Origin of the sequence: Halorussus limi, from assembly GCF_023238205.1 — an archaeon.
GTDB classification, from domain to species: Archaea; Halobacteriota; Halobacteria; order Halobacteriales; family Haladaptataceae; genus Halorussus; species Halorussus limi.
In genome coordinates this window covers 3,454,516-3,480,739 of the sequence record NZ_CP096659.1, presented here as the reverse complement: position 1 = coordinate 3,480,739, position 26,224 = coordinate 3,454,516, and the positions used below count along the sequence as shown (strand labels likewise).

General features: G+C 68.7%; 23 protein-coding genes. 7 read left to right on the top strand and 16 right to left on the bottom strand.

What is annotated here, in order from left to right:
• Positions 1 to 22 precede the first annotated feature (22 nt).
• Positions 23 to 1,828 (bottom strand): hypothetical protein, encoded by a 1,806-nt coding sequence (locus tag M0R89_RS17795; protein ID WP_248650419.1) that lies wholly within the window; start codon positions 1,826 to 1,828, stop codon positions 23 to 25.
• A 283-nt stretch (positions 1,829 to 2,111) separates the two neighbouring features.
• On the opposite strand from M0R89_RS17795, the gene M0R89_RS17790 reads away from it, so the two are divergent.
• A complete protein-coding gene (locus M0R89_RS17790) occupies positions 2,112 to 2,276 on the top strand; it encodes a DUF7331 family protein (RefSeq protein WP_248650418.1) in 165 nt (54 codons plus the stop codon).
• Between the two features lie 76 nt (positions 2,277 to 2,352).
• Here the strand turns inward: M0R89_RS17790 and M0R89_RS17785 are convergent, their stop codons facing one another.
• From M0R89_RS17785 to M0R89_RS17750, 8 genes are all read right to left on the bottom strand, one after another.
• Positions 2,353 to 3,441: a GNAT family N-acetyltransferase gene (locus tag M0R89_RS17785; protein ID WP_248650417.1), complete on the bottom strand. Its 1,089-nt coding sequence runs from the start codon at positions 3,439 to 3,441 to the stop codon at positions 2,353 to 2,355.
• Complete coding sequence (locus tag M0R89_RS17780; protein WP_248650416.1) at positions 3,438 to 4,562, bottom strand: polysaccharide deacetylase family protein; 1,125 nt, start codon at positions 4,560 to 4,562, stop codon at positions 3,438 to 3,440. Before M0R89_RS17780 ends, M0R89_RS17785 begins: the two co-directional genes overlap by 4 nt.
• Entirely contained in the window at positions 4,555 to 5,616 is a 1,062-nt protein-coding gene (wecB, locus tag M0R89_RS17775) for a non-hydrolyzing UDP-N-acetylglucosamine 2-epimerase (protein WP_248650415.1), read from the bottom strand. The genes M0R89_RS17780 and wecB overlap by 8 nt, the downstream gene beginning before the upstream one ends.
• Positions 5,613 to 5,789 (bottom strand): hypothetical protein, encoded by a 177-nt coding sequence (locus M0R89_RS17770; RefSeq protein WP_248650414.1) that lies wholly within the window; start codon positions 5,787 to 5,789, stop codon positions 5,613 to 5,615. Before M0R89_RS17770 ends, wecB begins: the two co-directional genes overlap by 4 nt.
• A 185-nt stretch (positions 5,790 to 5,974) precedes the next feature.
• Complete coding sequence (locus tag M0R89_RS17765; protein ID WP_248650413.1) at positions 5,975 to 7,330, bottom strand: nucleotide sugar dehydrogenase; 1,356 nt, start codon at positions 7,328 to 7,330, stop codon at positions 5,975 to 5,977.
• A complete protein-coding gene (locus tag M0R89_RS17760) occupies positions 7,327 to 8,325 on the bottom strand; it encodes a Gfo/Idh/MocA family protein (RefSeq protein WP_248650412.1) in 999 nt (332 codons plus the stop codon). The genes M0R89_RS17765 and M0R89_RS17760 overlap by 4 nt, the downstream gene beginning before the upstream one ends.
• Entirely contained in the window at positions 8,315 to 9,400 is a 1,086-nt protein-coding gene (locus M0R89_RS17755; RefSeq protein WP_248650411.1) for a DegT/DnrJ/EryC1/StrS family aminotransferase, read from the bottom strand. The genes M0R89_RS17760 and M0R89_RS17755 overlap by 11 nt, the downstream gene beginning before the upstream one ends.
• Entirely contained in the window at positions 9,397 to 9,978 is a 582-nt protein-coding gene (locus M0R89_RS17750) for an acyltransferase (protein ID WP_248652295.1), read from the bottom strand. The genes M0R89_RS17755 and M0R89_RS17750 overlap by 4 nt, the downstream gene beginning before the upstream one ends.
• Before the next feature lie 480 nt (positions 9,979 to 10,458).
• Here M0R89_RS17750 and M0R89_RS17745 point away from each other — a divergent pair, with 480 nt between their 5' ends.
• Entirely contained in the window at positions 10,459 to 11,019 is a 561-nt protein-coding gene (locus M0R89_RS17745) for a DUF7344 domain-containing protein (RefSeq protein WP_248650410.1), read from the top strand.
• Positions 11,020 to 12,387, top strand: a complete 1,368-nt coding sequence (gene glmM / locus M0R89_RS17740) for a phosphoglucosamine mutase (RefSeq protein ID WP_248650409.1) — start codon at positions 11,020 to 11,022, stop codon at positions 12,385 to 12,387.
• On the opposite strand, the gene M0R89_RS17735 is transcribed toward glmM, so the two are convergent.
• The 3 genes from M0R89_RS17735 to M0R89_RS17725 all read right to left on the bottom strand — a co-directional run bounded on the left by M0R89_RS17735 (position 12,384) and on the right by M0R89_RS17725 (position 14,959).
• Positions 12,384 to 12,611, bottom strand: coding sequence for a hypothetical protein (locus tag M0R89_RS17735; protein WP_248650408.1), 228 nt, complete (start codon positions 12,609 to 12,611; stop codon positions 12,384 to 12,386). The genes glmM and M0R89_RS17735 overlap by 4 nt on opposite strands.
• Positions 12,601 to 12,822: a hypothetical protein gene (locus tag M0R89_RS17730; protein WP_248650407.1), complete on the bottom strand. Its 222-nt coding sequence runs from the start codon at positions 12,820 to 12,822 to the stop codon at positions 12,601 to 12,603. Before M0R89_RS17730 ends, M0R89_RS17735 begins: the two co-directional genes overlap by 11 nt.
• A gap of 613 nt (positions 12,823 to 13,435) precedes the next feature.
• The gene (locus tag M0R89_RS17725) at positions 13,436 to 14,959 is read right to left on the bottom strand and encodes a right-handed parallel beta-helix repeat-containing protein (protein ID WP_248650406.1); all 1,524 of its coding nucleotides are present in this window, start codon (positions 14,957 to 14,959) and stop codon (positions 13,436 to 13,438) included.
• A gap of 239 nt (positions 14,960 to 15,198) precedes the next feature.
• On the opposite strand from M0R89_RS17725, the gene M0R89_RS17720 reads away from it, so the two are divergent.
• The 3 genes from M0R89_RS17720 to M0R89_RS17710 all read left to right on the top strand — a co-directional run bounded on the left by M0R89_RS17720 (position 15,199) and on the right by M0R89_RS17710 (position 19,881).
• Positions 15,199 to 16,833 carry an alkaline phosphatase family protein gene (locus M0R89_RS17720; RefSeq protein WP_248650405.1) on the top strand — a complete coding sequence of 545 codons (1,635 nt, stop codon included), beginning with the start codon at positions 15,199 to 15,201 and terminating at the stop codon, positions 16,831 to 16,833.
• A 1-nt stretch (position 16,834) separates the two neighbouring features.
• A complete protein-coding gene (locus tag M0R89_RS17715) occupies positions 16,835 to 17,854 on the top strand; it encodes a lipid II:glycine glycyltransferase FemX (protein ID WP_248650404.1) in 1,020 nt (339 codons plus the stop codon).
• 347 nt (positions 17,855 to 18,201) lie between these two features.
• A complete protein-coding gene (locus tag M0R89_RS17710; RefSeq protein ID WP_248650403.1) occupies positions 18,202 to 19,881 on the top strand; it encodes an alkaline phosphatase family protein in 1,680 nt (559 codons plus the stop codon).
• On the opposite strand, the gene M0R89_RS17705 is transcribed toward M0R89_RS17710, so the two are convergent.
• From M0R89_RS17705 to M0R89_RS17690, 4 genes are all read right to left on the bottom strand, one after another.
• Positions 19,872 to 20,270 carry a methylglyoxal synthase gene (locus M0R89_RS17705; RefSeq protein WP_248650402.1) on the bottom strand — a complete coding sequence of 133 codons (399 nt, stop codon included), beginning with the start codon at positions 20,268 to 20,270 and terminating at the stop codon, positions 19,872 to 19,874. The genes M0R89_RS17710 and M0R89_RS17705 overlap by 10 nt on opposite strands.
• 112 nt (positions 20,271 to 20,382) lie before the next feature.
• On the bottom strand, positions 20,383 to 21,831 hold the full coding sequence (locus tag M0R89_RS17700; RefSeq protein WP_248650401.1) for a hypothetical protein: 1,449 nt from the start codon (positions 21,829 to 21,831) through the stop codon (positions 20,383 to 20,385).
• A 23-nt stretch (positions 21,832 to 21,854) separates the two neighbouring features.
• Complete coding sequence (locus M0R89_RS17695; RefSeq protein ID WP_248650400.1) at positions 21,855 to 22,463, bottom strand: metal-dependent hydrolase; 609 nt, start codon at positions 22,461 to 22,463, stop codon at positions 21,855 to 21,857.
• A gap of 38 nt (positions 22,464 to 22,501) precedes the next feature.
• Positions 22,502 to 23,518 (bottom strand): DUF1616 domain-containing protein, encoded by a 1,017-nt coding sequence (locus tag M0R89_RS17690; protein ID WP_248650399.1) that lies wholly within the window; start codon positions 23,516 to 23,518, stop codon positions 22,502 to 22,504.
• 389 nt (positions 23,519 to 23,907) lie between these two features.
• Here M0R89_RS17690 and M0R89_RS17685 point away from each other — a divergent pair, with 389 nt between their 5' ends.
• A complete protein-coding gene (locus tag M0R89_RS17685) occupies positions 23,908 to 26,133 on the top strand; it encodes a PKD domain-containing protein (RefSeq protein WP_248650398.1) in 2,226 nt (741 codons plus the stop codon).
• Positions 26,134 to 26,224 lie beyond the last annotated feature (91 nt).

Below are 26,224 nucleotides of genomic sequence, written 5' to 3'. Positions count from 1 at the left end.
TGCTGTATTGCCGCGGGTCACGTTAGCTCGTCTCGTTTATCTGGTACATCTGGAAGCCGCCGTTGGCCTGCACGCGGTTGAGTCCGGGCGTGGCGTCGAGCGACCGGAACCCGGCCGCGCCGAACCGGAACCCGTCGTACACCTGCAGTTCCTGCTGGCGCACGCGGTCGGTGAACGTCAGATACCGGTCGTCGTAGTGGCGGGTGATGTAGCTCCCTGTGAAGTTCTCGCCGACCGCGGGGTGGGTTTCGGAGGCGTAGAGGCTCGCCGCGCCGAGTTTGCGTTCGCGGCTCTCCTCGTAACCGAGGACGCCGTCGGTCCATCTCTCGCCGGTTCCCCGAATCCCGACGAACGGGGCCGACCCGCGGTGTTCGATGGCGTTCGCGTAGCCGGTCATCTGGGCCTCGGTGACGTGGCTCGAACTCTGATACATGTACGGCGACTGGTACACCGTGGGGACCGTCGCCGCGAGCATGACGACGAGGACGACCCCGACCAGCGTCCGGGCGCTCGCCGGCGAGAGCGAGAAGCGCGTCGAGAGCAGGTCCATCCCGCGGGCGAGCGCGACGGCCCCGAGAATCGTCACCAGCACCATGATGAACCCCAGTTGCCGGAAGTGGAGTTTCTCGTAGCTGACGATGAAGTAGGCCGCGAACAGTCCGAACAGCGGAACCAGTGCGAAACCGAAGTAGCGGGAGAACGCGGTCAGGTTCGACTCCTCGATGCGCCCGAGGACGCCCCCGAGGACGAGGAGGCCCGCGAGCGCGCAGAAGACCACGCTCACCGCGAACAGTTTCAGGAACAGCATCTGGAGCGACCCGCCGACCGAGGCCACCGACCCCGCGGCCTGCGTGGTCTCGGTCCCCAACTGGAGACCGCTCATCAGCATGTTCACCAGCGCGGAACTGGCCCCCGAGGCGCGCTCGTGTCGGGGAGTCCACACCGCGAACACCCCGGCGAGGAAGACCGCTTGCAGCGCGAACGTCCGGTGGTCGGTCGCCTCGCCGCCGAGGTATCGGGCGACGAGTTGGAGACCGACGATGGCGACGAAGACGACGAGGACGTTCGCGGCCTGCTGGGGGTGGACCAGCACGACGGCGACCGAGGCCAGCGCCAGCAACGCACCGGTCGGGGTGCCGACCGCCAACCCGTCGCGGTCGGCCCGCGTCAGGTAGCGCGCCGACAGGTAGAGGACCAGCGGCAGGAACATGATGGCCTGCGTGGTCGGATGGGGCATGTCGAAGACGCTGACGTTGTTCACCGGCATGAACAGCAGTCCCGACAGCGCCGCCACCGTGGTCGCCCGCCGGTCACGGGTTATCGCCCACGTCGCCAGCGGGAGGAACAGCAGGAACGTCGCGGTGAACGCCATCACCATCACCAGCATCGCGCGGGTGAGTTCCATCCCGGTCGCGTCGGCGAGCATCACCGCGATGGTGTGCGTCCCGGGGTAGAGCAGGTCCACCACCGCCAGCTTCCCGGACGCGATGTCCTTGGCCCACCCGAGGTGGGTCAGCGAGTCGCCCGCGCCGAAGAAGTAGTACGACCGCAGGACGGGGAGCGAGGCGACTGCGAGCATCGCCGTCCCGCCGAGAACGAGCGCGAGTCGCCGGGTGCCGCCCGACGCCCGCAGTCCGACGAACACCGCGACCAGCAGCGCCGCGGCGGTTCCGAGCCAGAACGCCGGCGGCGTGCCGGCGTATATCGAGAGTTCGTACGCCTCCGGCGGCGACCCGTGCGCAACGAGTACCGCCGCCGCGAGCGAGACGAAACCGACGAGGAGTGCGCCTTTCTCCCATCGCTGGGAGGATTGCGTGTCCGAAGCCATGGTATATCAGACCGCGCCCGGACGGGCGCGTCGTTACTTCGACAAACCCACGTTCGGGCTTTGTTATGGGCCGCCTGACGCGCCGTAGGTTGCGAAAACGCACGACAGGCAGTCTGTCGTCCCGGGAGGCCGACCCTCCGACCGGCGACAGCCGAGACTCGGTCGGTCGGCGGGTTCATTTCGTCGTCCCCGATTACTGGAAGGTTTGCTAACTCTTATCACTGTACGGCGCCGAGTAACTGGTAGAAACCCACTTACCGTAGGAAAGTGGGCGATCCGACCAATGACCGGAAAATACGAAAGCGATGACGGCCGCGACGCCGACCGAGTGACCGACCGCTACGCCGCCTTCAACGACGGCGCCGGCGAAGTCGTCGTCTACGACACCAAGAACAACGCCGCGTGGATGAAGTCCGACGCGGCGGTCGTCGTCGAAGAGATGGTCTGACTGTTTCTCGCGGTCGCTCGTCCCGACTCCGGGTCGGGCGACGCCAAAAACGTCGGAGAACTCGACTTCCGACCGACTACTGAACTAACTTGTACGCTCGCTTGGCGACGTTCATCGCCGCGCCCGACGACTCCACGACGTAGTACGGTTCGAGGTCCGCGCCGAACTTGGCCTTGTACCGGCAGAGTCGCTCGGTGTTCGCGCCCATCAGGTCGTACTGCGTGACCGACTCGACCGGCGGGTCCTCGACGACGTCCTCGATGAGTCGCCAGTGGATGAGGCTGTTGACCGCGGTGCCCTCGTAGATGCACTTCGCGCCGCCCTGCCAGAAGTAGGCGTGGTCGTTCGAGTAGAGCGCGGTGATGCCCGAGAGGTACTCGCCGTCGGCGTCGCGGGCGACGTAGGCCCGCGCCCGGTCGTCCTCGGCCAGCGCCTCGAAGAGGTCCCGGACGTAGGCCCACGAGAGTCCGAACGGTTCGTCCTGCTCGGCGAAGCGCTCCTCGGTCGCCCGGTAGATGTCACGGGCACCCGACACGCCCTCGCACTCGACGGTCACGTCGAGGTCCTCGGCGTCGCCGATTTCCCGGCGGAGGCTCTTTGAGAAGGACTTTCGGACCTCCTCGGTCTCGCGGTCCTCCAAGTCGAGGAAGTACGTGAAGTTCGGTTCGACCTGAAGGTTGCCCCACGCGTACGGTCGGGGGTCGCCGTAGGCCGCGTTGCACTCCATGCGAAAGAGGGTCAGCCGCGAGTCCACGTCCAAGGTGTCGAGTACGCGCTCGGCCGTCGGCGACTCGACTCCGGCCTCGGCGAGTCGCCCGTCTAAGTCGAGGTCGGTGCCGACCTGCTGGAGGACCTTCTCGGTGAACTCGTTGTTGACCTTCTCCTGCTTGCGTCGCTTGGGACTGGTCGGCATCAGAATCGGTCCCATCCGGGGGATGCCCATGCTCGGCGGCGGCGAGGTGACCGCGGTGCCGACCGACTTCTGCTGGACGAAGACGGGCAACAGCGCGATGGGCTGTTGGCCCTTGAACCCGCCGAACAGCTTCATCTCGGCGTCCGTGTGTCTGTCGACCACCTCCAGCGCCTCCGGTAGATGGAACACTTCGAAGCCGTCGCTCGGCAGTGCCGACTCCCACTCCGACAGTTCGAGTTGCTCGACTCTCATCCTGTTGACTCGGTGTTGGTGCCGGTTTTCACTTTGTTATCCCCCACCTGACGCGGGCGTAGGTCGGTCCTGTCGCCGGGTCCGGCGGTGAAATCGACCGACTGCGAACCTCCGCGGCCGGTCGGCGGGTCGCCGTCACGCCGGTCGGCGCTCGCTCCATCGGCGTCCGATTCGGCCGCGCCGTCGGGGTCGGGGTGGGCCATGAGTTCGTAGTAGTCGCGGGGCGCGCCGACCCACGCGCCCATCTCCAGCGCGCTCTCGACCAGTTCGCGGTAGAGTCGGCGGTAGCCCGGGAAGTCGGCCTCGGTGAACAGCCGCGGGTGCCAGAGCGCCGACATCACCGCGCCGTTCTCGGCCGCCTCCGAGAGCAGGGCCTCGCACTCGGCCCACGCCGCCGCGAACTCCTCGCCGGGGTCCGGGAGCGCACACTCCATCACGGTCAGCGGGAAGACGACGAAGTCGTCGCCGAACGGGCGGGCGGGCAGGTAACGGTCGAAGCCGAACGTCTCGCTCGAACCGGGGCTGGCGTCGTACCGCAGGCCGATGTCGCGGTGGTGGTCCCACGTCTCGGGCCCGCGGTTGAGGTGGTGCTGGCGGCCGCCGACCACCTCCCGGCCGAGCGCGGCCTCCAGCGCCGTCTTCTCCGTGCGGAGGCGGTCGGGGTCGTCGTAGGAGTCGTACGACCCGTGGAGACCGACTTCCCACCCGCCCTCGTGGAGGCGGTCAAGCACGTCGAGCATCTCCGGCGTCTCTATCTCGTAGCGCCCGAACTGCTCGACCCAGTAGAAGGGGTCGAGCCAGTCGCTCGGCGGCCGTTCGAGGAGGTGCTTCTCACGCAAGAAGTAGAACGCCGACCGGACGCCGAGCGACTCCTCTAACTCCATCATCTCCTCGAACTGCCACCACGGGTTGTTGCCGGGGAGCAGGTCGGTCAGTTGCCGGGGGTCGCGGTGTTCTATCGCGTGGTACGCCGACTGAACCGTCTTGTACGGCCGGTCCACGTCGTGGGTCAGCAGGAGCGCGAACTCGCTGTCCGCGACCGCACGTGGCGACCCGGCGACGCGGGGGTCCGCGTACACATCGTCCTCGCTGTCGCGTTCGAAGTCACATTCGTCAGGCATCGTCCAACAGCTCGGTGATTCTGGCCGCGGCGTCGCCGTCGCCGTACGGCCGGGGCTTGTCGCCCGGCGGGTCGGCGTCGGCCAGCGCCCGGCGGATGGCCGTCTCGTTCGCGCCGACCAGTTCGTTCCACCCGGCTTCGACCGTCTCGCGCCACTCGGTCTCCTCGCGCATCGTCACGCACGGCGTGTCGAGGAAGAACGCCTCCTTCTGGACGCCGCCCGAGTCGGTCGCCACCGCGTCGGCGCGGTCCTGCAGTCGCACGAAGTCGAGATAGCCCACCGGGTCCACGAGCGTCAGCCGTTCGCTGGCCTCCTCGTACATTTCGTATTCCCGCATACGGTTTATCGTCCGCGGGTGGGCGGGCAAGACGACCTCGCGGGGGTCGCCGGCGAGGGCGTCCAAGATGGCCGCGAGTCGCTCGGGGTCGTCGGTGTTGCTCGCGCGGTGGACGGTCGCCAGCACGTACTCCCCGGACTCGACGCCCACCTCGGACAGAATCTCGGAGTGGTCCTCGGCCCGGTCGCGCGCCCAGCGGACCGCGTCGCACATCACGTCGCCCGTGTTGTGGACCGCGCCCGGCACCGACTCCTCGCGGAGGTTCGCTACTGCGCGCCGGGAGGGCGCGAACAGCAGGTCGGCGGCGTGGTCGGTCAGGACCCGGTTTATCTCCTCGGGCATCTCCCGGTTGTAACTCCGGAGGCCCGCTTCGACGTGCGCGAGTCGGGTGTCGACCTTCGAGGCCGCGATGGCGGCCGCGAGGGTGGAGTTGGTGTCGCCGTAGACCAACACCGCGTCGGGGTCTTCGGCCTCGATTCGCTCCTCCAACCCGGCGAGCATCTCGGCGGTCTGTGCGCCGTGGCTCGACGACCCGACGCCGAGGTTGTCGTCGGGTTCGGGGATGCCCAACTCCTCGAAGAACACGTCGGACATCTCCTCGTCGTAGTGCTGGCCGGTGTGAATCAGTACTTCCTCGTGGCGGCGGCGGAGTTCGCGCGAGACGGCGGCGGCCTTGATGAACTGGGGCCGCGCGCCGACGACGGTGAGGACCTTCACGGTTCGCCCTCCGTGTCGGCGTCGCCGGAGTCCGCGCCGACGACGAGCGGTTCGCTCTCGGCGGCGTCCGCGTTCAGCCTCCGACCGAGTCGTTCGGCCAGCGTCGTCAGGGGGTCGCCGCCGGTCGTTCGTCCGCGCTGGGAATCATCTACGTTTCTTGTAACCGTATTCATACTTTTTTGAGGTGGTTTTCTGTTTCTTGGACTCGATTGCGTCCGGTCGAAGTCCGGGCCGGGGATGCGGCCGCCGGTCGCTCGAACGGCCTCCCGCTTCGCGGGTGTGGACCGACTCGCCGAGTCGGTCCGCGACGCTCGCTCGACCGCCGGAGGCGCCCCGATGCGACGGGAGCGCGCTCGACTCATCGCTGTCCGCTCCCGATGGTGTAGACGCGGTGGTCGGTCGCGTCGAGTTCGAGGCTCTGGCGGCCGTCCACGACCACCAGCGGGTCGAACCGGTCCCACTCGATGCGCTCGAACTCGCTGTGCGGCGTCACCAACACGACCGCGTCGATATCTCGATCGTAAATCTCATGTTGCGATATCTTTTTGGCGTCGAACCCCTCGGCGTCGTCCAGCATCGGATCCACCGCGAGGACCGACGCGCCGAGCGCCGAGAGGCGCTCAGCGATGGGTTCGGCGGGCGTCGCGCGGGTCTCCTCGACGCCCGGCCGGTAGGTCAGACCCAACAGCGCGACGGTGGTCTCCTCGGGCGATTTCCCCTCGGCGTCGAGTTCGCGGGTCAGCGTCTCGACGGTGAACGCCGGCATCGAGTCGTTGACCTCGCGGGCGGTTTCGAGCAGCGGCGACTCCGTCTCGAAGCCGTTGATGACGAAGTACGGGTAGTAGGGGATGCAGTGGCCGCCGACGCCGGGACCGGGCGAGTGAATCTCGCAGAACGGCTGGGTGTTGGCCGTCTCGATGGCCTCGTTCACGTCGATACCCAACTCGTCGGTCAGCGTGGCGAGTTCGTTGGCCAGCGCGATGTTCACGTCGCGGTAGAGGCCCTCGAACACCTTCACGGCCTCCGCGGTGGTCGCGTCCGAGACCGCCAGCACGTCGTTGTCCGTAATCTCGCCGTAGACGAGTTCGGCGACGCGGGTGGCCTCGTCGTCCGTCCCGCCGACGACCTTCGGGTAGGCCCCGCGGATGTCTTCGAGCGCTCGACCGCTCGACGTTCGCTCGGGGCAGAACGCGAGGCCGAACTCGTCGTGGCCCGCGGCGTCGGCCAGCAGGGGTTCGAGCAGGTCGGCGCAGGTCCGCGGCGGGACCGTACACTCCACGACCACCAGGTCGCCGGGGTCGAGACCCGCGCCGACGTCCTCGGCGACCGACCGCAGGATGGATAGGTCGGCCTCCTTCTCGTCGGTGATGGGCGTCGGCACGATGACGACGTGGACCGCCGCCTCGTCGGCGGCCTCGGCGGGGTCGTCGGTCGCCTCCAACGCGCCGTGCTCGACGGTGTCGGCGACCAGTTCCGACAGGCCCGGTTCGCGTTTGACGTGGCACTCCCCGGCGTCGACGGTCTCGGCCACCTCCGGGTCCACGTCCGCGCCCACGACGTTGCCGGACGCGTCGGCGTACACCGCCGCGAGCGGCAGGCCCATCTTGCCGAGACCGTACACCGCGACGGGGACCCGGCCCGACCGGAACGCCTCGCGCTGTTCGGCCTCGGGGGCGTCGTTGCCGTACAGGTGGACGACTTCCTGTAGGCTCACCGGGCGCTCACCTCCGCTTCGGGGCGCTCGTCCGCGGCGGCCGCGTCGTGAATCTCGCGCGCGACTTCGAGTACTCGGAGGCCGTCCTCGCCGGAGACCACCGGGTCGCCGTCGCCGGTGGCCGCCGAGACGAACGACTCCAACTCGTTCTTGAGCGGTTCGCCGGTCTGGACGGTCGGGCGCTCCACGATGCTCTCGTGGCGGTAGCGCACGTCGCCGTTGTCCTCGATGTACTCGGGCAGCGAGTGGCGGTGAATCTCGACCGACCGGTCGATGTAATCGACGTTGACCCGACAGCTCTCGGCCGTGATGGCGAGTTTCCGGACGCGCTGTTGGGTCACTCTGCTCGCGGTCAGCGAGGCGACGGTCCCGTCGTCGAACGTGAGGTCCGCGGTCGCGTACTGGTTGTTCCTGACGCCGTGGGCAGTGACGGTCTCGGGCGACTCACCGAGCATCGCCAGCACCACGTCGATGTCGTGAATCATCAGGTCCATCACCGCGCTCTCGTCCACCTGCCGGCCCTCCGGCGGCGGGCCGAGTCGCTGGGCGTCGACGGCGATGACGTCGAGGTCGGCCACGATGTCGGCGAGCGCCCGAATCGCGGGGTTGAACCGCTCGACGTGGCCGACCTGTATCGTCACGCCCGCGTCGTCGGCCCGGTCTATCAGTTCGCGGCCGACCGCCGCGTCGTCCACGAATGGCTTCTCGACCAGCACGTCCACGCCGTGGTCGATGCAGTCGCGCGCGATGTCGGCGTGGAACTGGGTCGGCACCGCGACGGAGGCCACGTCGGCCGCTCGGAGGAGCGCGTCCATCTCCATCGCGGTCGAACCGTGGTCGGCGGCGACCTCGCGGGCCTGCTCGTCGTTCACGTCGAAGACGCCGACGAGGTTCACGTCCGGCAGTTCGCTGTACACTCGCGCGTGGTGGCGGCCCATGCTTCCGACGCCGATGACCGCGGCGTTCGTCGGTTCGTCTGTCGGTTCAGCGTTCATACTCTTGAATTGCGGAGGCGATGGTTCGGAGGTCCTGTTCGGAGACGTTCGGATGCACCGGGAGCGAGAGCGCCTCGTCGGCCGCCCGCTCGGCGACCGGCGCGTCGTGGCTCACGTCGTCGTACGCTGGCTGTTCGTGAATCGGCGTCGGGTAGTAGACGCCCGTGCCGACGCCCGCCTCGTCGAGGTAGTCGGCCAGACCGTCCCGGTCCTCGGTCCGAATCGTGTACTGATGGTAGACGTGGGTCCGGTCGTCGGGTTCGGTCGGGGTCACCACGTCGGCGTCGGCCAGCGAGTCGGTGAGGTAGGCCGCGTTCGACCGCCGGGCCTCGTTGTAGTCGGGCAGGCGGTCCAACTGGACTCGGCCGATGGCGGCCGCGATGGAGGTCATGCGGAAGTTGTGGCCGACCCTGACGTGGCGATAGCCGCCCTCCGGCGGGCGACCGTGGTTGACGAAACTCGCGGCCTTCTCGGCCACGTCGTCGCGGTCGGTCGTCACGACGCCGCCCTCGCCCGTGGTCATGTTCTTCGTCGGGTACATCGAGAAGCAGGCCGCGTCGCCGAGCGACCCGACGGGTTGACCTCGGAACTGCGCGCCGTGGGCCTGCGCGGCGTCCTCGATGACCGCGAGGTCGTAGTCGTCGGCCACGTCGAGCAGGTGGTCCATCTCGGCGGGCAGGCCGTAGAGGTGGACCGGCAGGACCGCGGACACGTCGTCCTCGCGCCGGACGACCTCCTCGACCGCGACCGGGTCGAGGTTGTACGTCTCGGGGTCCACGTCGGCGAAGACCGGTTGCGCGCCCGCGAGTCGAATCGCGTTCGCGCTGGCGACGAACGAGAACGGCGTCGTCACCACCTTGTCGCCCGGCCCGACGCCGAGTGCCTCGAAGGCGGTGTGGAGCGCGGTCGTCCCGTTGCTCGTGGCGACGCCGTGGTCGGTTCCGCAGAGGGCCGCGAACTCGTCCTCGAAGGCCCGGACCTCGGGCCCGTCGGCGATGCGACCCGACTCCATGACCTCGCGGACGCGCTCGATTTCGCGCTCGCCCATCTCCGGGTCGGCGATGGGGACGCTCATGCTATCCGGTTCCCCCCTCGCAACTCCTCGGGCAGGTCCCGGAACTCGGCGGGCGCACCCACCGCCAGCGTCTCGGGCGGCACGTCCTCGGTCACGACCGCTCCGGCCGCGACGAACGAGCCTTCACCGACGGTCACGCCGGGGAGGAGCGTCGCGTTTGCGCCGACAGAGACGTGGTCTTCGAGCGTCGGTCCCTCGAGGTCGTACTCCTCGCGGATGGGGTAGGCGTCGTTGGTCAGCACCGCGTTGGGACCGACGAACACCTCGTCGCCGATGGTCGTGTTCGTCGGGACGTAGACGCCCGTCTGGAGGCTGACGTGGGAACCGACGGTCGTGGTCCCGTCGATGACGGTGTTCGTGCCGACCACCACGTCGTCGCCGGCGCGGGTGTCCTCCCGGACCAGCACGTCGTGGCCGGTGGTGAAGTCGTCGCCGATCTCCACGTCGGCGTAGACGACGGTGCCCGAGCGAATGGTCGCTCGGTCGCCGATTCTGGGCGGGGCGGCGTCCTCGCGGTGGCGGTGGCCGACCGTGGCGCTCGGCGACACCTCGCAGTCGTCGCCGAGTTCGGGAGCGATTCGGTCGTCGCGCTCGGACCGCGTGTCGGCCTTAGCCACGCTGGCTCACCTCCCCGGGGGAGCGGGAACCCAGCGTATCGTTCGCAGTCAGTAACGGAATCATAGTCAGTTAGTCGATTGCCCGGCCGCATCGCCTGACGGCGGGCCGGGCGTTATCGACTCAATGACCTGTGTTCCTCTTTGTTATATGGCGCCTTGATTTCGGGTAGACCGCTCTTATCGACGCTCTCGGCGGGTTTTTCGCCGGATAGCGCCCGCGAGGGAACCTGCCGGTACGCCGACCCCATCGGGAGCGTTACTGTCCCCGTATCGCCGACGAGACCCGTCGTACCGTCGGACTACCCGTCGGCAGTAGGTGGGTAACAAAGTGCCAATGCGCCAATATCGAGGGTATGCGGCGGTCTCACCTGCGGACATCCTCCCGACCCGGTGGCTCCGAGCGCGTATCGCCTCCGACGACCTGCCGAGTTCCGGGGGAGCATGTCTCGCGCTGACGGACTCTCTCAGGACGAGGTGTTCGAGGTTCTGAAGAGTCCTCGACGTCGATACGCGCTGTACTACCTCCGACAGGAGGGCGGCGAGACCGAACTCTCGGACCTGACCGAACAGGTCGCGGCGTGGGAGAACGAGACGACTCCCGCGGCCCTCTCCACCGAACAGCGCAAGCGCGTGTACATCTCCCTCTATCAGACCCATCTGCCGAAACTCGACGAGGCGGACATCGTCGAGTACGACCGCGACGAGGGTATCGTCCGACTCGGCGACCGGGCCTCGGACCTCGACCTCTATCTGGGCGACGTCTCCCGCGAGGAATTCCCGTGGGACAGATACTACCTCGGACTCGTCGGGGCCAGTTCGCTGCTGGTCGCGGCGGTCTGGATCGGCGTCCCTCCTTTCGGAATGATTCCCGGTCTCGTGTTGGCGACGCTCATCCTCGCGGTGTTCGGCGTCTCGGCGGTCGTCCACTACTTCTCGTACAGGCGCGGCGGCAAGGTCGGCACGCCGCCTGAACTGCACCACGTCAACGGACAGGAAAATTAGATGTTCGGAACCAGCGGCATCCGCGGACGAATCGGCGACGAAGTGACCTGCGACCTCGCGCTCGCGGTGGGGCGCGCTCTCGCGAGCGAGGGCTACGACCGAGTTGTGGTCGGCAGAGACGCCCGCGAAAGCGGCCGGATGCTGGCCGACGCCGCGGTCTCGGGCCTCCGAGAGTGCGGCGCGGACGCGATTCGCCTCGGCGAGGCCGCCACGCCCACGGTCGCCCGGAGCGTCGGCTGGCGAGACGCCGACGCGGGCCTGATGGTGACGGCCAGCCACAACCCGGCCCCCGACAACGGCCTGAAGCTCTGGAACCCCTCGGGGCAGGCGTTCGACGAGCGCCAGCGCGAGGCCGTCGCCGCTCGCGTGCGCGAAGAGAACTACGACCTCCGAGAATGGGACGGCCTCGGCGAAGAGTCGTCGTGGGACGGGGCCGAGGAGCGCCACGCGCGGGCGCTGGAGCGCGCGGCCGCGCCGGGCGACCTCTCGATAGTCGTGGACGCGGGCAACGGCGTCGGGCAGGTCACGGCCGAGGCGCTGCGCCGACTCGGCCACGACGTGCGGACGCTCAACGACCGACCCGACGGGTCGTTCCCCGCGCGCCCGAGCGAACCCACCGCGGAGAACTGCCGGGCGCTCTCGGAGTTCGTCGCGGCGACCGACGCCGACCTCGGTATCGCCCACGACGGCGACGCCGACCGGATGCGGGCCGCCACCGAGTCCGGCGAGTTCGTCTCGGGCGACGTGCTGCTCGCGCTGTTCGCTCGGGAGGCCGCCAACCCCGGCGACGAGGTCGCGGTCCCGGTCGACACCAGTCTGACGGTCGCCGACACGCTCGAACGACAGGGCGCGTCGGTCTCCCGGACGCGGGTCGGCGACGTGTACGTGGCCGAGCGCGCGACCGACGGGGGCGTCGCGTTCGGCGGCGAACCCAGCGGCGCGTGGATTTGGCCCGACGAGACGCTCTGCCCCGACGGTCCGCTGGCGGCGTGTCGGCTGGCGGGACTGGTCGCCCGGCGCGGGTCGCTCGACGCGCTCGTGGGCGAGGTCGAGAGCTACCCGCTCCGGCGCGGCAGCGTCGAGACCGACGAGAAGGCGGCCGTGATGGAGCGAGTCCGCGAGCGCGTCTTCGCGGAGTACGACGACGTGAACGCGCTCGACGGCGTGCGCGTCGGAACCGACGACGGGTGGTTCCTCGTGCGCGCGAGCGGGACTCAACCGCTGGTCCGGGTCACTGCAGAAGCAAGAAGCGAGGGACGGGCCGACCGGTTGTTCGGAGAAGCCAGAAACGCGGTGGAGGAGGCGAGTCGCGCGGTCGAACGCGCCGGCGTCGGAGGCGAGGCGGAACGTGTAGAGCGAAGCGGTTAGATTCGGTCGACGACGTCGCAGACCGAGCGGGCGTCGGCGACGATGAACGCCTCGTCGCGGAGCATCTCTTCTTCTTCGGGGAGGAACATCAGGTGGCCGCGGTCGTCCTTCCGGGCGCGGATGACTTCCCAGTCGTCCAGTTCGTACCCGAGGTCGGAGGGGTCCGGGTCGCGGGGCGCGTCCTGCCAGCCCTCGGTCTCGGAGTGGGCGTTCTCAGGAGCCATCGCGCACCTCCGCGCCGGACGCGCGGCCGGGAGGGCAGAGCGTCGGTGTGCCAGCGGGAGTGGTCTCGTCAGCGGGGTTCGCTCCGGGCGAGGTCGCAGTCTCGCGCCCGTCGGTCGCCGTCGAAGTCGACCCGGCGTGCCAGCGGGCCGAACGACGGTCGAGGAGGGTCGTTTCGGACTTCGAGTCGCGTGCCGTAACGTCGCGTGCCATGCAGTCTTCAATGCGTCATTACCACTTGAAAAAGGTACCGACTTCTGTTCAATGCTAGCTTGCCGATTTAAGTATAATGGCCGAACGATGCCGGTCGCTGGCTTCCGGCCGACTCGCCGCCGTTCGGGCCGACGTGCGACTCCGTTATAAGTCATCGCTCGCCGAAAGCGGCGCGTAATTCGGCATTTCCGGGGAACGGATGGCGGAACGGAGTGAAACAGTGGCCGGAACGACGGTTCGAGCAGGTCGTCGGCCCTCCGTCAGGAGTCGGACGAGAGGCGCCGGACGAGAGATGTCGGTCGAGACGAAGAGTGACTCCGACGAACTGTCGAGAGAAGGAGAGCGTCGCAACGGAGGGACGAAGGTCAAGAAGAGAAAGTAGTGTCGAGGGGGTAAAATGAGGGAGTAGAGAGGAAGAGAGGAAATCGAGACGTGGGGAGAGCGGTTAGCGGGTGCGAAGCGGCCGTCGTGGAGGGCGATGAGGGAGTCGAACCGGGAACGGAGGGCGGAATCGACGGGCGAGAGGGGAGGTCGCGGACCACGCTGGGGGAAGGTCACGGGCCGCATCGGAGAGGGGGACGACCGCGGAGTGCGCGCCGTCGGGGGAACCGACTCAGGACCCGTCTTCGACGCGGACGTTCGCGGCACCGTCGAGGCTGAAGCCGGTGACCTCGCCGGAGAACCGGTAGCCGTCCTTACCGCCGAAGACCGACCCGGTTATCTCGCCGGCCGAGACGCTGTCGTTCTTCTGGACCGAACCGAGTTCGGTGCTCTTGCGCGCCGCACCGCTGACCTCGAAGGTGTAGTCGGCCGCGACGCGCGGGCGGTTGCTGCCGTCGATGACCAGTTTGTTCGGGAGCGTCAGGTCGTCGGGAGTCACCTCGCTACCGTCGAGTCGGAGCGTCCAGACGCTCTCGTCCAGATTCACCGACGTGATGGCTCCGTCCACGTAGTAGGCGTCGCCGAAGCCGTTGCCCGCGACGCCGGACACCGTCACCGTGCCGTCGCCGTTGTCGGTCACGCTATCGCTGCTCTCGGAGTTGGGGCCGTCGCCGGAGGTGCGCTTGCGGACGCTCCCCTCGACGGTGAACTCGTACTTCACGTTCTTGTGGCCTTCCGCGGCGACGAGTTCGAAGAGGCTACCCTGCGAGTCGCTGGTGCCGTCCGACTGGGTGGTCTCGTTCGCGGGCGAGGACGTGTTCGACGACGAGTCGATTTCGCCCGAGGCGGCCTCCTCGGCCGACATCGGGACGCTCGCGGGCGGCGTGACGTCGGGGCTGCCCGAGACGTTTACCTGCTCGACCGGGCCGGTGACGGGGCCTTCGACTCGGCAGTTCTCCAGCGTGCCCTCGCCCTCGTTGCTGGCGAAGACCGCGTGAGAGCCCTTGACAGAGATGTCGCAGTTGATGGCCTTCAGGCCCGACTGCTCCTTGAACCAGATGCCGCGGGCGTTGGTCTGGCCCGACTCGTTGGACGGGACGGCGTCCTGGCTCTCGACGTGGACGACGCTGTCCTTGATGTAACTGCCGGGCGTGCCGAGCCGACAGTTCTCGATGTTGTTGTTCTTGAGGTAGGCGTTCTCGACCTGCGTGACGCCCATCGTCTGCTTGACGTGGTTGCCCGCGTGGGACATGTACATCCCGTCGGCCGCCCAGCCCTGAACGTGGATGTTCCGGATGGTGACGGTGCCGGCGTTGGCCCAGTCCGAGACCGCCGCGTGCCCGCACCGGTCGGCCGCGCCGTCGCCCATGTAGATGTTCTCCGCGAGCGCCTCGCCGTCCTCGGTGCAGCGGAGGTAGAAGGTACCGTAGGTACCGTCCATGTTGTTGTTCTCGCCCTTGACTCCGACGTTCCGGACCGTCCACCCGCTGCCGTGAGTCATCAACTTCACGTGCGCGCCGTCGGCCGTGATGTCGATGAGTTTGTTCTCGAAGGTCTCGCCGCCGTTCACGTCGATTACCTTCTTCGTGTTCGCGGGAACCTTGATGGTGTCGTAGGACGCCGCCTCCGCGGAGTTGGCGGAGACGCCTGCCGCCCCGACCGTCGCGGCCGCCGCACCGGCCATCTTGAGGTACGAGCGTCGGTCGAGCAGTGAATCGTCCGAACTGCGGTCGCGTGCCGTATCGTCGCGTGCCATGTATTTCTCAATGCGAGACTACCTATTCATAAACCTACCGACTTCGATTCAATGCTACATTACTGATTTAAGTGTTATGGCCGGGGGTGGAACGGTCGGAACGGAACGGTCCGCAACCGGCGAAACGCTCGGTTTCCGCCGAGTAACGCGAGCTTAACCCGGAAAACCGGCCGTAGGACGTGTCTTCGCGGTGACAAACAGCCCATAACAAAGGCCGGCCGGACGGTGGAACGTGGTACATGGCTGACCGCCCGCAGACGAACATGGAGACTCTCCTCGTCGGGTTGGACGCGGGGTGTCGGCCGGTCCTCGACCCGCTGTTCGAGGCCGGCGCGCTCCCCAATCTGGCGTCGGTCTTCGAGTCGGGGGCGGCCGGGCCGCTGGAGTCTCAGATTCCGCCGTGGACCCCGAGCGCGTGGCCCTCGCTGTACACCGGCGTCAACCCCGGGAAACACGGCGTGTTCGGGTTCCTCACGTTCGACGGCTACGAGTGGGACGTGGTGAACGCGACTCACGTCCGCGAGCGGACCCTCTGGGAACTGCTGGACTACCACGGCAAGTCGAGCGTCGTGGTCAACGCCCCGGTCACGCACCCGCCCGACGAAATCGACGGCGCGATAGTGCCGGGTTACACCGCGCCCGAGAACCCCGACTGTCACCCCGACGGACTGCTGGACGAGATACGCGAGGAAATCGGCGAGTACCGGGTGTACGCGCCCCGCGACGCCGACGGTAAGGAGAAGGTCGAGTGGTACGAGCGACTGGTCGGGATGCGGGGGTCGGCGTTTCGCTACCTCGCCGACCGGTTCGACCCGGACTTCGGGTTCGTCCAGTTCCAGCAGACCGATACCGTCTTCCACGAGTTCCCCGGCGACCACGGCAAGGTCCGGGCCGTCTACGAGGCGGTGGACCGACAGCTCGGCACGATTCTCGAGGAGTGCGACCCCGACACCGTCGTCGTCGCCAGCGACCACGGGATGGGAGAGTACGCGGGCCACGAGTTCCGGCCCAACGAGTACCTCCGCGAGCGGGGACTGGTCGAGACGACCACCGAGGGCGAGGGGATGCCGACGTGGTCGACCATCGCCGACAATCAGCTACAGGACGGCAAGCAGGGGAGAGACGAGGCCGACGACGGGACGGGTCTCCTCGAACGGGCCGTGGCCGGACTCGCCGGTGTCGGTCTCACAAGCCAGCGCGTCTACAACGCGCTCGACGCGGTGGGACTGGCGGAGTTCGCGGCCCGACGCGTCCCGACCGAAGTGGCCCGCGCGGGGTCCGAACAGGTCGATTTCCCGGCCTCGAAGGCGTACATGCGCGACCGAATCGAACTCGGCGTCCGGGTCAACCTCGCGGGACGGGAACCCGAGGGCGTCGTTCCGGAACGCGAGTACGACCGGCTCTGCGACGACCTCGTGGACGCGCTGTCGGAGGTGACGACGCCCGACGGGAACCCCGTGTTCGAGCGCGTGGCCCGCCGCGAGGAGGTGTTCTCGGGGCCCTACGTCGAGGAAGCGCCCGACGTAATCACGGTCCCTCGGGAGTACGACGAGTTCCTCTCGACCCGCGTGGGCGACGGGGAGTTCGGTCCGCCCAGCGAACCCTACAACCACAAGCGGGACGGTATCGTGGCGATTTCCGGCGACGGAGCGACCCCGAGCGCCGACCTCTCGGGCGCACACCTCTTCGACGTGGCCCCGACGGTGCTGGCGACGATGGGGCTTCCGGCGGGCGACCGCATGGACGGGTCGGTCCTCCCTGCGGTCGGGTCGGCCGGCATCGAGTCGTACCCCGCGTTCGACGCGGGCGAACAGGAAGCGACGGACGACGACGAAGTCGAAGCGAGACTCGCGGACCTCGGATATCTCGAATAATATGAGCGTAACTATCGAGCGACAAGGCATCAGTATCGGACGCGCGGCGGAATTCGGACACCACGAGTGGAACGACCTCGTCGAGCGGTCGCCGCAGGCGACCCCGTTCCACTACCGGGAGTCGCTGGCGGTGCAGGCCGACCACGCCGACGCCGACCTCCATCTCCTCGCGGGCTACAAGGGTCACGAACCGGTCGGTATCCTTCCGGTCTTCGAGAAGCGAAAGGGCGGGATGTCGATGGCGTTCTCGCCCGCACCCGGCCTGTGGGTCACGTATCTCGGCCCCGCCCTTCTGAACCACCGGAAGCTCAAGCGCCGGAAGCGCGAGCGCCGGAACAAGCGGTTCGTGCAGGGGTGTCTCGACTGGGTCGAGCGCGAACTCGGCCCGAAGCACACTCAGATTCGGCCGGGTCCCGACTACCGAGATGTGCGGCCCTTCGAGTGGAACGACTTCGAAATCGACGTGCGCCACACCTACTCGGTCGACCTGACGCCGGGCGAGGAGGACGTGCTGATGTCGTTCTCGAGCGACGCCCGGAACAACATCCGGACCGACGGCGACTACCGCGTCTACGAGGGCGGTACCGACGAGATTCGGACGATCATCTCGCAGGTCCGGGCCCGCCACGACGAACAGGACGAGAGCTACGGCGTGACGCCCCGGTTCGTGACCGACCTCTACGACCGCCTGCCCGAGGGCTCGGTCCGGCCGTACGCCTGTGAAATCGACGGCGAGGTCGCCGGCGGGATGGTCGCGCTGGAGTTCGGCGACACCGTCTACCGGTGGCAGGGCGGCGCGAAGCACGACCACGACCTGCCGGTCAACGACCTCGTGGACTGGGCCATCATGACCGACGCGATGGACCGCGGTATCGAGAACTACGACCTCGTGGGCGCGAACGAGGAACGCCTCTGTGGCTACAAGGCCAAGTTCGCGCCCGAACTCCGGTCGTACTACACGATGGAGACCGGAACCGCCGTCACCAACGCGCTGTCGAGCGTCTACAAGAAGTTCCGGTAGGCCGGCGTCGCTCGGTTCGGCCGCACTCCTTCTCTCCGACCCTCCGGGCGATAGCCTCCGCCTGCGCAGTCGGTCAAGTCCGGCGTAAAACCGCGCGCCGAGCGTCAGTCGTCGCGTTCGCACGCTCGACGGACCGATAGGAACGGCGTTCTCTCGACCGGTCGCCGCGCAGGCACCGCGTGCGCTCGGCGGGGTTAGCCGCAGGCACCGCCTGTCGCCGGCCGCGTTAACGAGGCGTCAGAGCGGGTTAGACGCTCGGTGCCGCCGGGCTAAGCGCCCGAGAACAATACCGGGAGCGGACGTGGGTCTCGCCGAGAGCGGTCGAACGAATCGACCGTGAGACACCGATGTCGAGCAAACACAAAACCGTGGTCGTCGGCTTCGACGCGATGGATTTCAGATACCTCGACGAGTTCGAGTCGTCGCTCCCCGAGTTCGCCCGCCTCCGGAGCGAGGGCGTCGAGGCTCCCCTCGAATCGACGTTCCCGCCGTGGACCGGGAGCGCGTGGCCCTCGATGTACACGGGAACGGACCCGAGCCACCACGGCACTTACGGCTTCTTCCACCGCACTGGGGGCTACCCCGACGAGGCCGAACTCGTCTCGCGGAACCGCGTCCGCCGGCCCGCGGTGTGGAACTACCTGACCGCGCTCGACGAACCGGTCGTGGTCTGCAACGTGCCCGTGACCCACCCCGCGGAACCGGTCGCGGGCGTCCTCGTGCCGGGATACCTCGCCCGCGAGACGGACTCGGGGTATCCCGAGGGCATCCGGGACGAGCTCTCCGAGGCGGTCGAGGGCGAGTACCGAATCTACTCCGAGGCCGAGTCGAGCGACGACCGCGACCGCAAGCGCGAGGGCTACCTCGACCTGATTCGGACGCGCGGCGAGGCCGCCGAGTACCTCCTGACCGAGTACGACTGGCGGGTCGCAATCGTGCAGGTCCAGAAGACCGACACCGTCTTCCACGACTTCGACGACCGAGAGACGTTCCGTCGCGCGTACGAGCGCGCGGACGAGGTCCTCGGTCGGGTCCGCGAGGCCGCGGGCGACGCCAACGTCGTGGTCTGTTCGGACCACGGGATGGGCGAACTCGACGGCTACACCGTCTACCTCAACGAGGTCCTCCGGAACGCCGGGTTCGTGGAGACGACGACCGAGTCGTCGGGGCCGAGTCTGATGACCGAGAAGGCGACGCTGACCGGCGCGGCGGACGGGGCCGCGGGCGGGCCGGAGGGCGCGAGCGGTCCGTCCGTCACTGGGCAGGTCGTCTCGGCCGCGACGACGGCGCTCGACACGGTCGGCGTGACGCCGGGCGACGCCTACTCGCTGGCCACGCGACTCGGCGTGGGCGACCTGCTGACCGACGTCCTGCCTTACGAGGCGGTGTCGGCCGCCAGCGAGGGCGTCGACTGGGCCAACTCGAAGGCCTACTGCCGGAGCGTCGAACTCGGCGTCCGGGTCAACCTCGTGGGCCGGGAACCCTCCGGCGTGGTCACGCCCGAGGAGTACGAGGGCGTGCGCGACGAGTTGATTCGGACGCTCTCGGACCTCCGGACTCCCGACGGCGACCCGGTGTTCGAGTGGGTCCGGCGGCGCGAGGAGGTGTACGACGGCCCCTTCACCGAGCGCGCCTGCGACGTGCTGTTCATGCCCGCGGAGATGAACCACACGCTCAGCACCAACCTCATCGGCCAGGAGTTCGTGGCGACCGAGGCCCACGACCACAAGCGCGACGGCGTCTTCATCGCCGACGGTCCGGCGTTCGCGGACGGGGCGGCCGACGCCGCGCTCGACGCGGACGGTTCCCGGCCCGGCGCGCTCTCGCTGACCGACGTGGCACCCGTCGCGATGGCCGCGGCGGGCCTCGACGTGCCCGCGCGCGTGACCGGCGAAGTCCCCGACGGCCTGCTGACCGACGACCCGCCGCGGGCCGACTACGGCGAGGTCCCCTTCGGGAGCGACCGGTCCGACGCCGGCGACGACGGGTCGGTCGAACAGCGACTCGAAGACCTCGGCTACATCTGACCGCGGGCCGACTCGCCGGTTTCGGCGGCGAGTCCGTCGAGCAGGAACTCCGCGGAGGTCCGGGTGGTCGCCATCGGCACGTCGTGAACGTCGCAGATGCGGAGGAGCGCGGTGATGTCGGGTTCGTGCGGTTGGGCGGTCAGCGGGTCCCGGAGGAAGACGATACCGTCGAGTCGCTCCTCGACGACCTCCGCGCCGATTTGGGTGTCGCCGCCGATGGGTCCCGACTCCTTGCGCTCGACGGAGAGACCGGTCTCCTCGGCGATTCGCTCGCCGGTCGTGCCGGTCGCCACGAGGTCGAACGTCGAGAGCAGCGACTCGTACTCCCGAGCGAGGTCGATTATCACGGGCTTCTCGTCGTCGTGCGCGATGAGTGCGACGCGTGGCATACCGACCGCTCGGCGTGCAGACGCAAAAACCCACGCCGAGAGCAATGTATTTCGTTATGTTGGAATTATTTAGGGATGGAAGAAGTGGCTACAGTCACTTCTCGACGCCGAATCAGCACGACCCGTCGGTCCGGACGCTGCGCTTGGTCACCGTCGCGTTCTCGGTCCGGATGGCCTCGCCGCCCACGTCGATGGTCGAGTTCCGGACCGCACACCCCTCCGCGTCCGCGAAGGCCATGCCGTCGCGCGACCCGCCGTGCTGGATGCAGACCCGCTCGAACCGGCAGTCGTCCCGTCTGACCGCGCGGACCGCGGTTCCGGTCTTCGCGCTCCCGGAAACGCGGAGGTCCCGCACCGTGACCCGCGTGCGCTTCGGGAGGCGGTCCATGCTCGGGACGGTCTGGCCGGCCATGCTCTCGATGGGGTCCCGGACGCTGACGGCGTACGCGTCGACGTCCGTCCGGATTTCGGTGTCGGTCACCGTCACCTCGCCGAACTGCTGGCCGACGACGATACCGCCGGAACTGTAGGTGCCGGTCAGGTCGGTGATGGCGATGTCGCAGTCCTCGATGCGGACGTGACCGCCCTCCTCGGCCCAGATTCCCCGCATGTTCGGCTTGTGCTGGGGTTGCTTGGGATTGTCCACGCGCACGGTCACGCCTCGGACGAGCGCACCGCTGGTTCCGCCGCCGACGCGAACCTGCTCGATGCCGTTGTTGGCGTAGTAACCGCCCAGAATACGGAGCGGGCCGCGGTGGTAGGCGGCGTACAGTCCCTCCTTCCAGTGTTCGAGGCGGCAGTTCCGGAACGTCAGTTTCCCCACGCTCTGGGGGAAGACGTACATCGCGTGGCCGGTCGTGGACCCGTCGGGGAGCGAGACGTTCTCGAAGGTCAACTCGCCCTCGGGGTCGGTCACTTCGATTTCGAAGGCTGTCCGCGGCGCGTGGCGGTGGCCCCGGACCGCCACGTCTCGGACGACGCTCTTGCCGCCGGCGGTGCCGACGTGGGCGACCGGAGCGACGTCGTTGGGCCGACAGTCGACGGTGAACCCCTCGAAGAGGAGGTCGCTCAACCCGCCCCACATCAGCCAGTAGTTGACGCCCTTGGGCGGGACGAGGACGGCGTCGTCGCCGACCACGCCGAGGTTCCGGTAGTCGGTCGCGCGCCACTCGTCGAGTCGGTAGCGCCCGGTCGGGAAGTACAGCAGGGTGTCGTCCCCGGCGTTGGCTTCGAGGACGGGCCGAATCGACTCCTCGGCGTTGGGGTCGGCCCCGGCGTCCACGACGTTCACGACCGACTCGTAGCCGCGCCGCTCGACCAGTTCGCTCGGCGTCGGCGACGCGGTCGATTCGCCGGTTTCGGTCGGATTCGCGGTCTCGCCCGTCGTCGATTCGGTCGCCGTCGCGGCGGTCGACTCTCTCGTCGTCGACCCGCGGTCCCGCTGGCCGCACCCCGCGAGCGCGCTGACCGCCGCGGCGGTCCCGGCGGTCCGGAGGTACGCGCGTCTCGTCGCCGTCCGCTCGTCACCGTTCACGTCGTCGTCTCCGTCTCCTCGAACCATTGTTATGTTCGTCCTGATAGTTTCTACGACGCTTCTTCGGCGGGCCGACCGAGGACGACCCGCGACCAGACCCATCGGAGCGGCGGCAGGCCGTCGAGTACCCAGAGTCCGAACACCGACGCCAGCAGGCCGAGTTCGACCGCGAGGTACGGCGACACCTCGCCGCGGGCCAACCGCCGGACGTACCGGCCCAACAGCAGTCGGACCATCTCGGCGAACCCGACGCCGACTTCGGTCTCCGCCGCCGGAACGACCGGCCAGAACAGGAAGCCGTAGTTGGGTTCGCCGCCGACCAGCGCCGGGTAGAACACGTCGGCCGGCAGGTGGCTGAGGTAGCCGAGCGCGAACGCCGCGCCGACGCGCTCGCTCCCGTCTCGCCGGCGTCCGAGCGCCGCCCCGACCGTCACCGCGAGCGCCGCGACCGGGAGCGCCGCGAACAGCGAGTGGGCCAGCGAGTGGCCCGACGGCAGGACGCCGACCGTCCACGCCAGCGGCTTGTCCACGAGGTCGGGGAACTGCGTGCCGACCGCGAGCGCGACGACCGGCCACGGCCGGGGCGCTCCCCGACCGGAGAGTCGGACCAGAAGCGAGTAACAGAGGTAGCCGACCGCGAGGTGTTCCCACGGCCACATAGGTTAGCGGTGTCTCGCCCCCGGAGTCCGGTCGCCGGTCATGCCGTCACGTTCACCCAGATGTGGACGTGGTCGTACGCGTTCTCCGTGGTCGGGTTCTTCGGCGGGTCGCCCTCGTAGACGAGGTAGGTCAGACGCAGGTTCTCGCCGGTCATCGTCGGCGTGACCTCGTGGGTGGTCTGCCACGTCTGGCCCGGTCCCACGGTGGGCGTGAACGTCGCCATCTGCTGGTCCTGCACCACCTTCGCGCCCCCGTCGTCGGCCTTCCGGACGCGCTGGAGTTCGGCCACCACCGAGTAGTCGGTCGGCTGGCTCGCGTGGTTGGTCAACTCGACGACCAGCGGTTTGCTCTGCCCGCGCTCGAACGTCCGGGGGTAGTCGTCCGCGACGAGTTCGCCCGTCTCGTTCTGGGAGAGCAGCGCGATGCTCGTGTAGCTCTGGCCCGGCCCGGGCGAGGCGACCGCGTAGCCCATCGCGCCGACCGCCAGCAGGACCCCGACGGCGAGACCGACGTTCAGGACGCGGTCGGAGAGCGGCCCGGTCGAAACCGACCGCCGGGCGTCGTCGAGCCACGCCCCGACCGGGAGCGAGAACCGGCGGTCCGCGGGTCGGCGGAGTCGTCGGCCCGCCCCGACGACCGCGAACGCGACCGTCGCGAGCGCCACCGACAGCAAGACGGTCGCGGGCGCGATGGTCCACGGCGAGACCGCGACCGCGACGCCCAACACCGGGAGCAGTGCGAGGCTGACCCCGAAGCCGAGCGCGGCGCGCTCGTTGCCCGAGAGGCCGTGCTGGCGCACGTCGGCGAGGGTCACGTCGGCCCGGGCGTCGTCGGGGGTCGCGCCGGGGAACAGCGCCGAGACGAGCGCGTACCCCGGCGCGAAGAACAGGAGCGGAAGCCCGATGGCGGCCGCCAGCGGCGTCCCGTAGACGCCGGGTTGCGAGAGGACGACGACCGCGACCGCGACGTAGCCGACGACCGCGAGGAGGTCGACCGGGAGCGCGGGGCGCGCGAGGCGGTCGACCCACGTGTCGGCGGGCGTTTCGTGACTCATGGTTCGACCGACATCGCCTCCGTGCCGGTTCGGCGGCTATCGAAGCTGGTTCGACGGCTCATTACCCCACTCCAACGCAGGATTGCCACTTTGTTATCTCCCGAGTGTCGGGCGGTAAGCCGAGCTTACTGTCGGTGTGAAACGGCGACGCCCCGTTTCTCGGCTTCGCTCGTCCGTTCGCGACGCCCGCCGGAACCGCGTCAGGTCGGGGCTTCGAGACCGTCAGTCCGCGTATAACAAAGACCGGAACGCGGCCATATGTGGAGTAACGTTCGCCCCGGCGCTCTCTGGCCGGGGAGAACAGCGATAATCCCGGGATAATCGGGACAACGGGTCGATACTATGCTCTCGAAACGCGAAACAACGGTTCTGGACGGGAGGAACGAGTCGTGAGACGAACGGTGGTTGCCGCGGTCTTCGCGGTGCTGATAGCCGCGGCCCCGATTGCGGGTCCGGTGGCGGCCGGGGGTGCGAACGCGAGCGCACCCGACGAGGCGGCCAACGCGCCGGGTCCGTCCGCGCGGTGGTCTCAGACGGTCGGCGGCGGCGACGACGACAAACTGGCCACCGGCGTGAAGGTCGACGGCGGCTACCTCGTCGTCGGCTGGTCGAACAGTTCGACCGAGGGTGCCCACGACGGCTACGTCGCCATGCTCGACCGGGCCGGCCAGACGAAGTGGGAGCGAAGCTACGGCGAGTCCGGCGTCGACCGCATCTACGACGTGGAGAAGGTCGAGGACGGCTACCTGCTCGCCGGGATGTCGGCCGAGTCGTCCGGCGACGCGTGGGACGGCTGGGTGCTGAAAGTCGGTCCCGAGGGCGAGAAGCGCTGGTCGAAGACCTACGGCGAGCGCGGCCCCGAGGAGTTCTGGTCGCTGGCGAAGTCCGCCGGTAACATCTACGTCTCGGGCTGGACCGACGACGACGGGTCGGCCGAGGCGTGGACGATGCAACTGACCCGCGGCGGCGACAAGGTCTGGAGCGAGACCTACGACACGCCCCGCGCGGGGTCCGACGAGTACGTCAACTCCATCTTCGTGACCGACGGGGGCCACCTCCTGATGACCGGTACGACGACGAGCGACCGGGCCGACCCCGCCGACGCGTGGGTGCTGAAGGTCGAAGGCGACGGCGAACGCGACTGGAGCAAGACCTACGGCGGCGCGGAGTACGACCGGATTCACGACGCGACGGTCGCCTCCGACGGCGGGTTCGTCCTCGCGGGACGGACCGCCAGTCAGGGCGCGGGCGAACAGGACGGCTGGATGCTCAAGATCGACGGCGACGGCGAGCGACAGTGGGGCCGGACGTTCGGCACCGAGCGGTCGGACGCGTTCTACGGCATCCACAACGACCCCGACGGCGGCTACGTCGTCTCGGGCACCAAGCACGTCCTCGGCGACGAGGGCGCCGACGGATGGATCGTGAAGACCGCCAGTTCGGGCAAACGCGACTGGGGCAAGACCTACGGCGACAGCTACTGGGACAAGTTCTGGCCGGTCGTCGAAGGCCACGGCGGCGGCTTCCTCGCCGTCGGAGAATCGACGAGTTACGGCGAGAGCCGTGACGGATGGGTCGTCCGGGTCGGCGGCCCCTCGGTGGCCGCCATCGAGGACGCCGACGCGAACCGGACCGGAACGACCGTGACCCTCGACGGGTCGCCGGTCCGAGCGGTCACGCTCGCGGACTCGAACGTCTCGGGCGTCCTCGCGGTCGCCGAACGGACCAACGCGTCGGCGCTCTCGCCGCCGGGCGACGCGCTCTACGCCGTCGAGATGAACGGTCCCCCGGCGCTGGAAAACGGGTCGGCGACGGTCGAGTTCGCGGTCCGAACCGGCGCGGTCGAGTCGGACCTCTCGGACGTGCGCGTCGCCCAGCGGACCGCGGACGGGTGGTCGCTGCTGGAGACGACCGTCGTCTCCGACTCGAACGGCACGGCCGTCCTCTCGGCCGACGTCGGGGGAACCGGCACGCTGGCGGTGACGAGCGTGCCCGCGCCCTCCGCGAGCATCGACGCCCGGACGGCGGTTCCGGTCGGCGAATCGGTCGCGCTCTCCGCCAGCGGTTCGACCGCGGAGAACGGGAGCCTGACCGCCTACGAGTGGTCGGTGGGCGCGAAGTCCGCGACCGGCGAGGCCGCGAACTTCAGCTTCGACTCGCCGGGCAAGCGCACGGTGAACCTGACGGTCACTGACCAGCACGGCCTTCGCGACACCGCGACGAAGACGCTGGTGGTCAACGACCGACCCGAGATTAACGTCGAGACGCCCGACTCGATGACGGTCGGCAAGGCCGGCGAGTTCTCGGCCGACGTGTCCGACGATGTCGGCAACGTGACCGTGACGTGGCGGTTCGGCGACGGAGCGGTCACCGGCGAATCGGTCGAACACAGCTTCGGGTCGCCCGGCACTCGGACCGTCACTGTGGTCGCGAAAGACGAGTACGGCGCGACGGTGACGAAGAAGGTGAAGGTCGAGGTGGCCGCGCAGGGCCAGCAGGCGACGACCGGTACGACGCAGACCGACGCCGACGGCGGCGTCCCCGGATTCGGCGTCAGCGTGACGCTGGTCGCGCTGGTCGCGGCCGCGCTGGTCGCGGTCCGCCTGCGCGACTGACCTCCCGAAGCAGTGTCAGTTGCTTTCCGTTTCGCACCGTTTTGCGGCGGTACGGTGGCCGTAACCTCCCGTTACGAGCGGGAGGGTGGCG

Bases quoted from the DNA above. Each gene is read 5' to 3' on its own strand.
- M0R89_RS17770 (WP_248650414.1), bottom strand. From the start codon at position 5,789: ATGAATACGGTTACAAGAAACGTAGATGATTCCCAGCGCGGACGAACG.
- M0R89_RS17725 (WP_248650406.1), bottom strand. From the start codon at position 14,959: ATGGCACGCGACGATACGGCACGCGACCGCAGTTCGGACGATTCACTG.
- M0R89_RS17790 (WP_248650418.1), top strand. From the start codon at position 2,112: ATGACCGGAAAATACGAAAGCGATGACGGCCGCGACGCCGACCGAGTG.
- M0R89_RS17710 (WP_248650403.1), top strand. From the start codon at position 18,202: ATGTCGAGCAAACACAAAACCGTGGTCGTCGGCTTCGACGCGATGGAT.
- M0R89_RS17690 (WP_248650399.1), bottom strand. From the start codon at position 23,518: ATGAGTCACGAAACGCCCGCCGACACGTGGGTCGACCGCCTCGCGCGC.
- M0R89_RS17705 (WP_248650402.1), bottom strand. From the start codon at position 20,270: ATGCCACGCGTCGCACTCATCGCGCACGACGACGAGAAGCCCGTGATA.
- M0R89_RS17755 (WP_248650411.1), bottom strand. From the start codon at position 9,400: ATGAGCGTCCCCATCGCCGACCCGGAGATGGGCGAGCGCGAAATCGAG.
- M0R89_RS17780 (WP_248650416.1), bottom strand. From the start codon at position 4,562: ATGCCTGACGAATGTGACTTCGAACGCGACAGCGAGGACGATGTGTAC.
- M0R89_RS17700 (WP_248650401.1), bottom strand. From the start codon at position 21,831: ATGGTTCGAGGAGACGGAGACGACGACGTGAACGGTGACGAGCGGACG.
- M0R89_RS17760 (WP_248650412.1), bottom strand. From the start codon at position 8,325: ATGAACGCTGAACCGACAGACGAACCGACGAACGCCGCGGTCATCGGC.
- M0R89_RS17720 (WP_248650405.1), top strand. From the start codon at position 15,199: ATGGCTGACCGCCCGCAGACGAACATGGAGACTCTCCTCGTCGGGTTG.
- M0R89_RS17715 (WP_248650404.1), top strand. From the start codon at position 16,835: ATGAGCGTAACTATCGAGCGACAAGGCATCAGTATCGGACGCGCGGCG.
- M0R89_RS17735 (WP_248650408.1), bottom strand. From the start codon at position 12,611: ATGGCTCCTGAGAACGCCCACTCCGAGACCGAGGGCTGGCAGGACGCG.
- M0R89_RS17695 (WP_248650400.1), bottom strand. From the start codon at position 22,463: ATGTGGCCGTGGGAACACCTCGCGGTCGGCTACCTCTGTTACTCGCTT.
- M0R89_RS17795 (WP_248650419.1), bottom strand. From the start codon at position 1,828: ATGGCTTCGGACACGCAATCCTCCCAGCGATGGGAGAAAGGCGCACTC.
- M0R89_RS17745 (WP_248650410.1), top strand. From the start codon at position 10,459: ATGTCTCGCGCTGACGGACTCTCTCAGGACGAGGTGTTCGAGGTTCTG.
- M0R89_RS17730 (WP_248650407.1), bottom strand. From the start codon at position 12,822: ATGGCACGCGACGTTACGGCACGCGACTCGAAGTCCGAAACGACCCTC.
- M0R89_RS17785 (WP_248650417.1), bottom strand. From the start codon at position 3,441: ATGAGAGTCGAGCAACTCGAACTGTCGGAGTGGGAGTCGGCACTGCCG.
- glmM (WP_248650409.1), top strand. From the start codon at position 11,020: ATGTTCGGAACCAGCGGCATCCGCGGACGAATCGGCGACGAAGTGACC.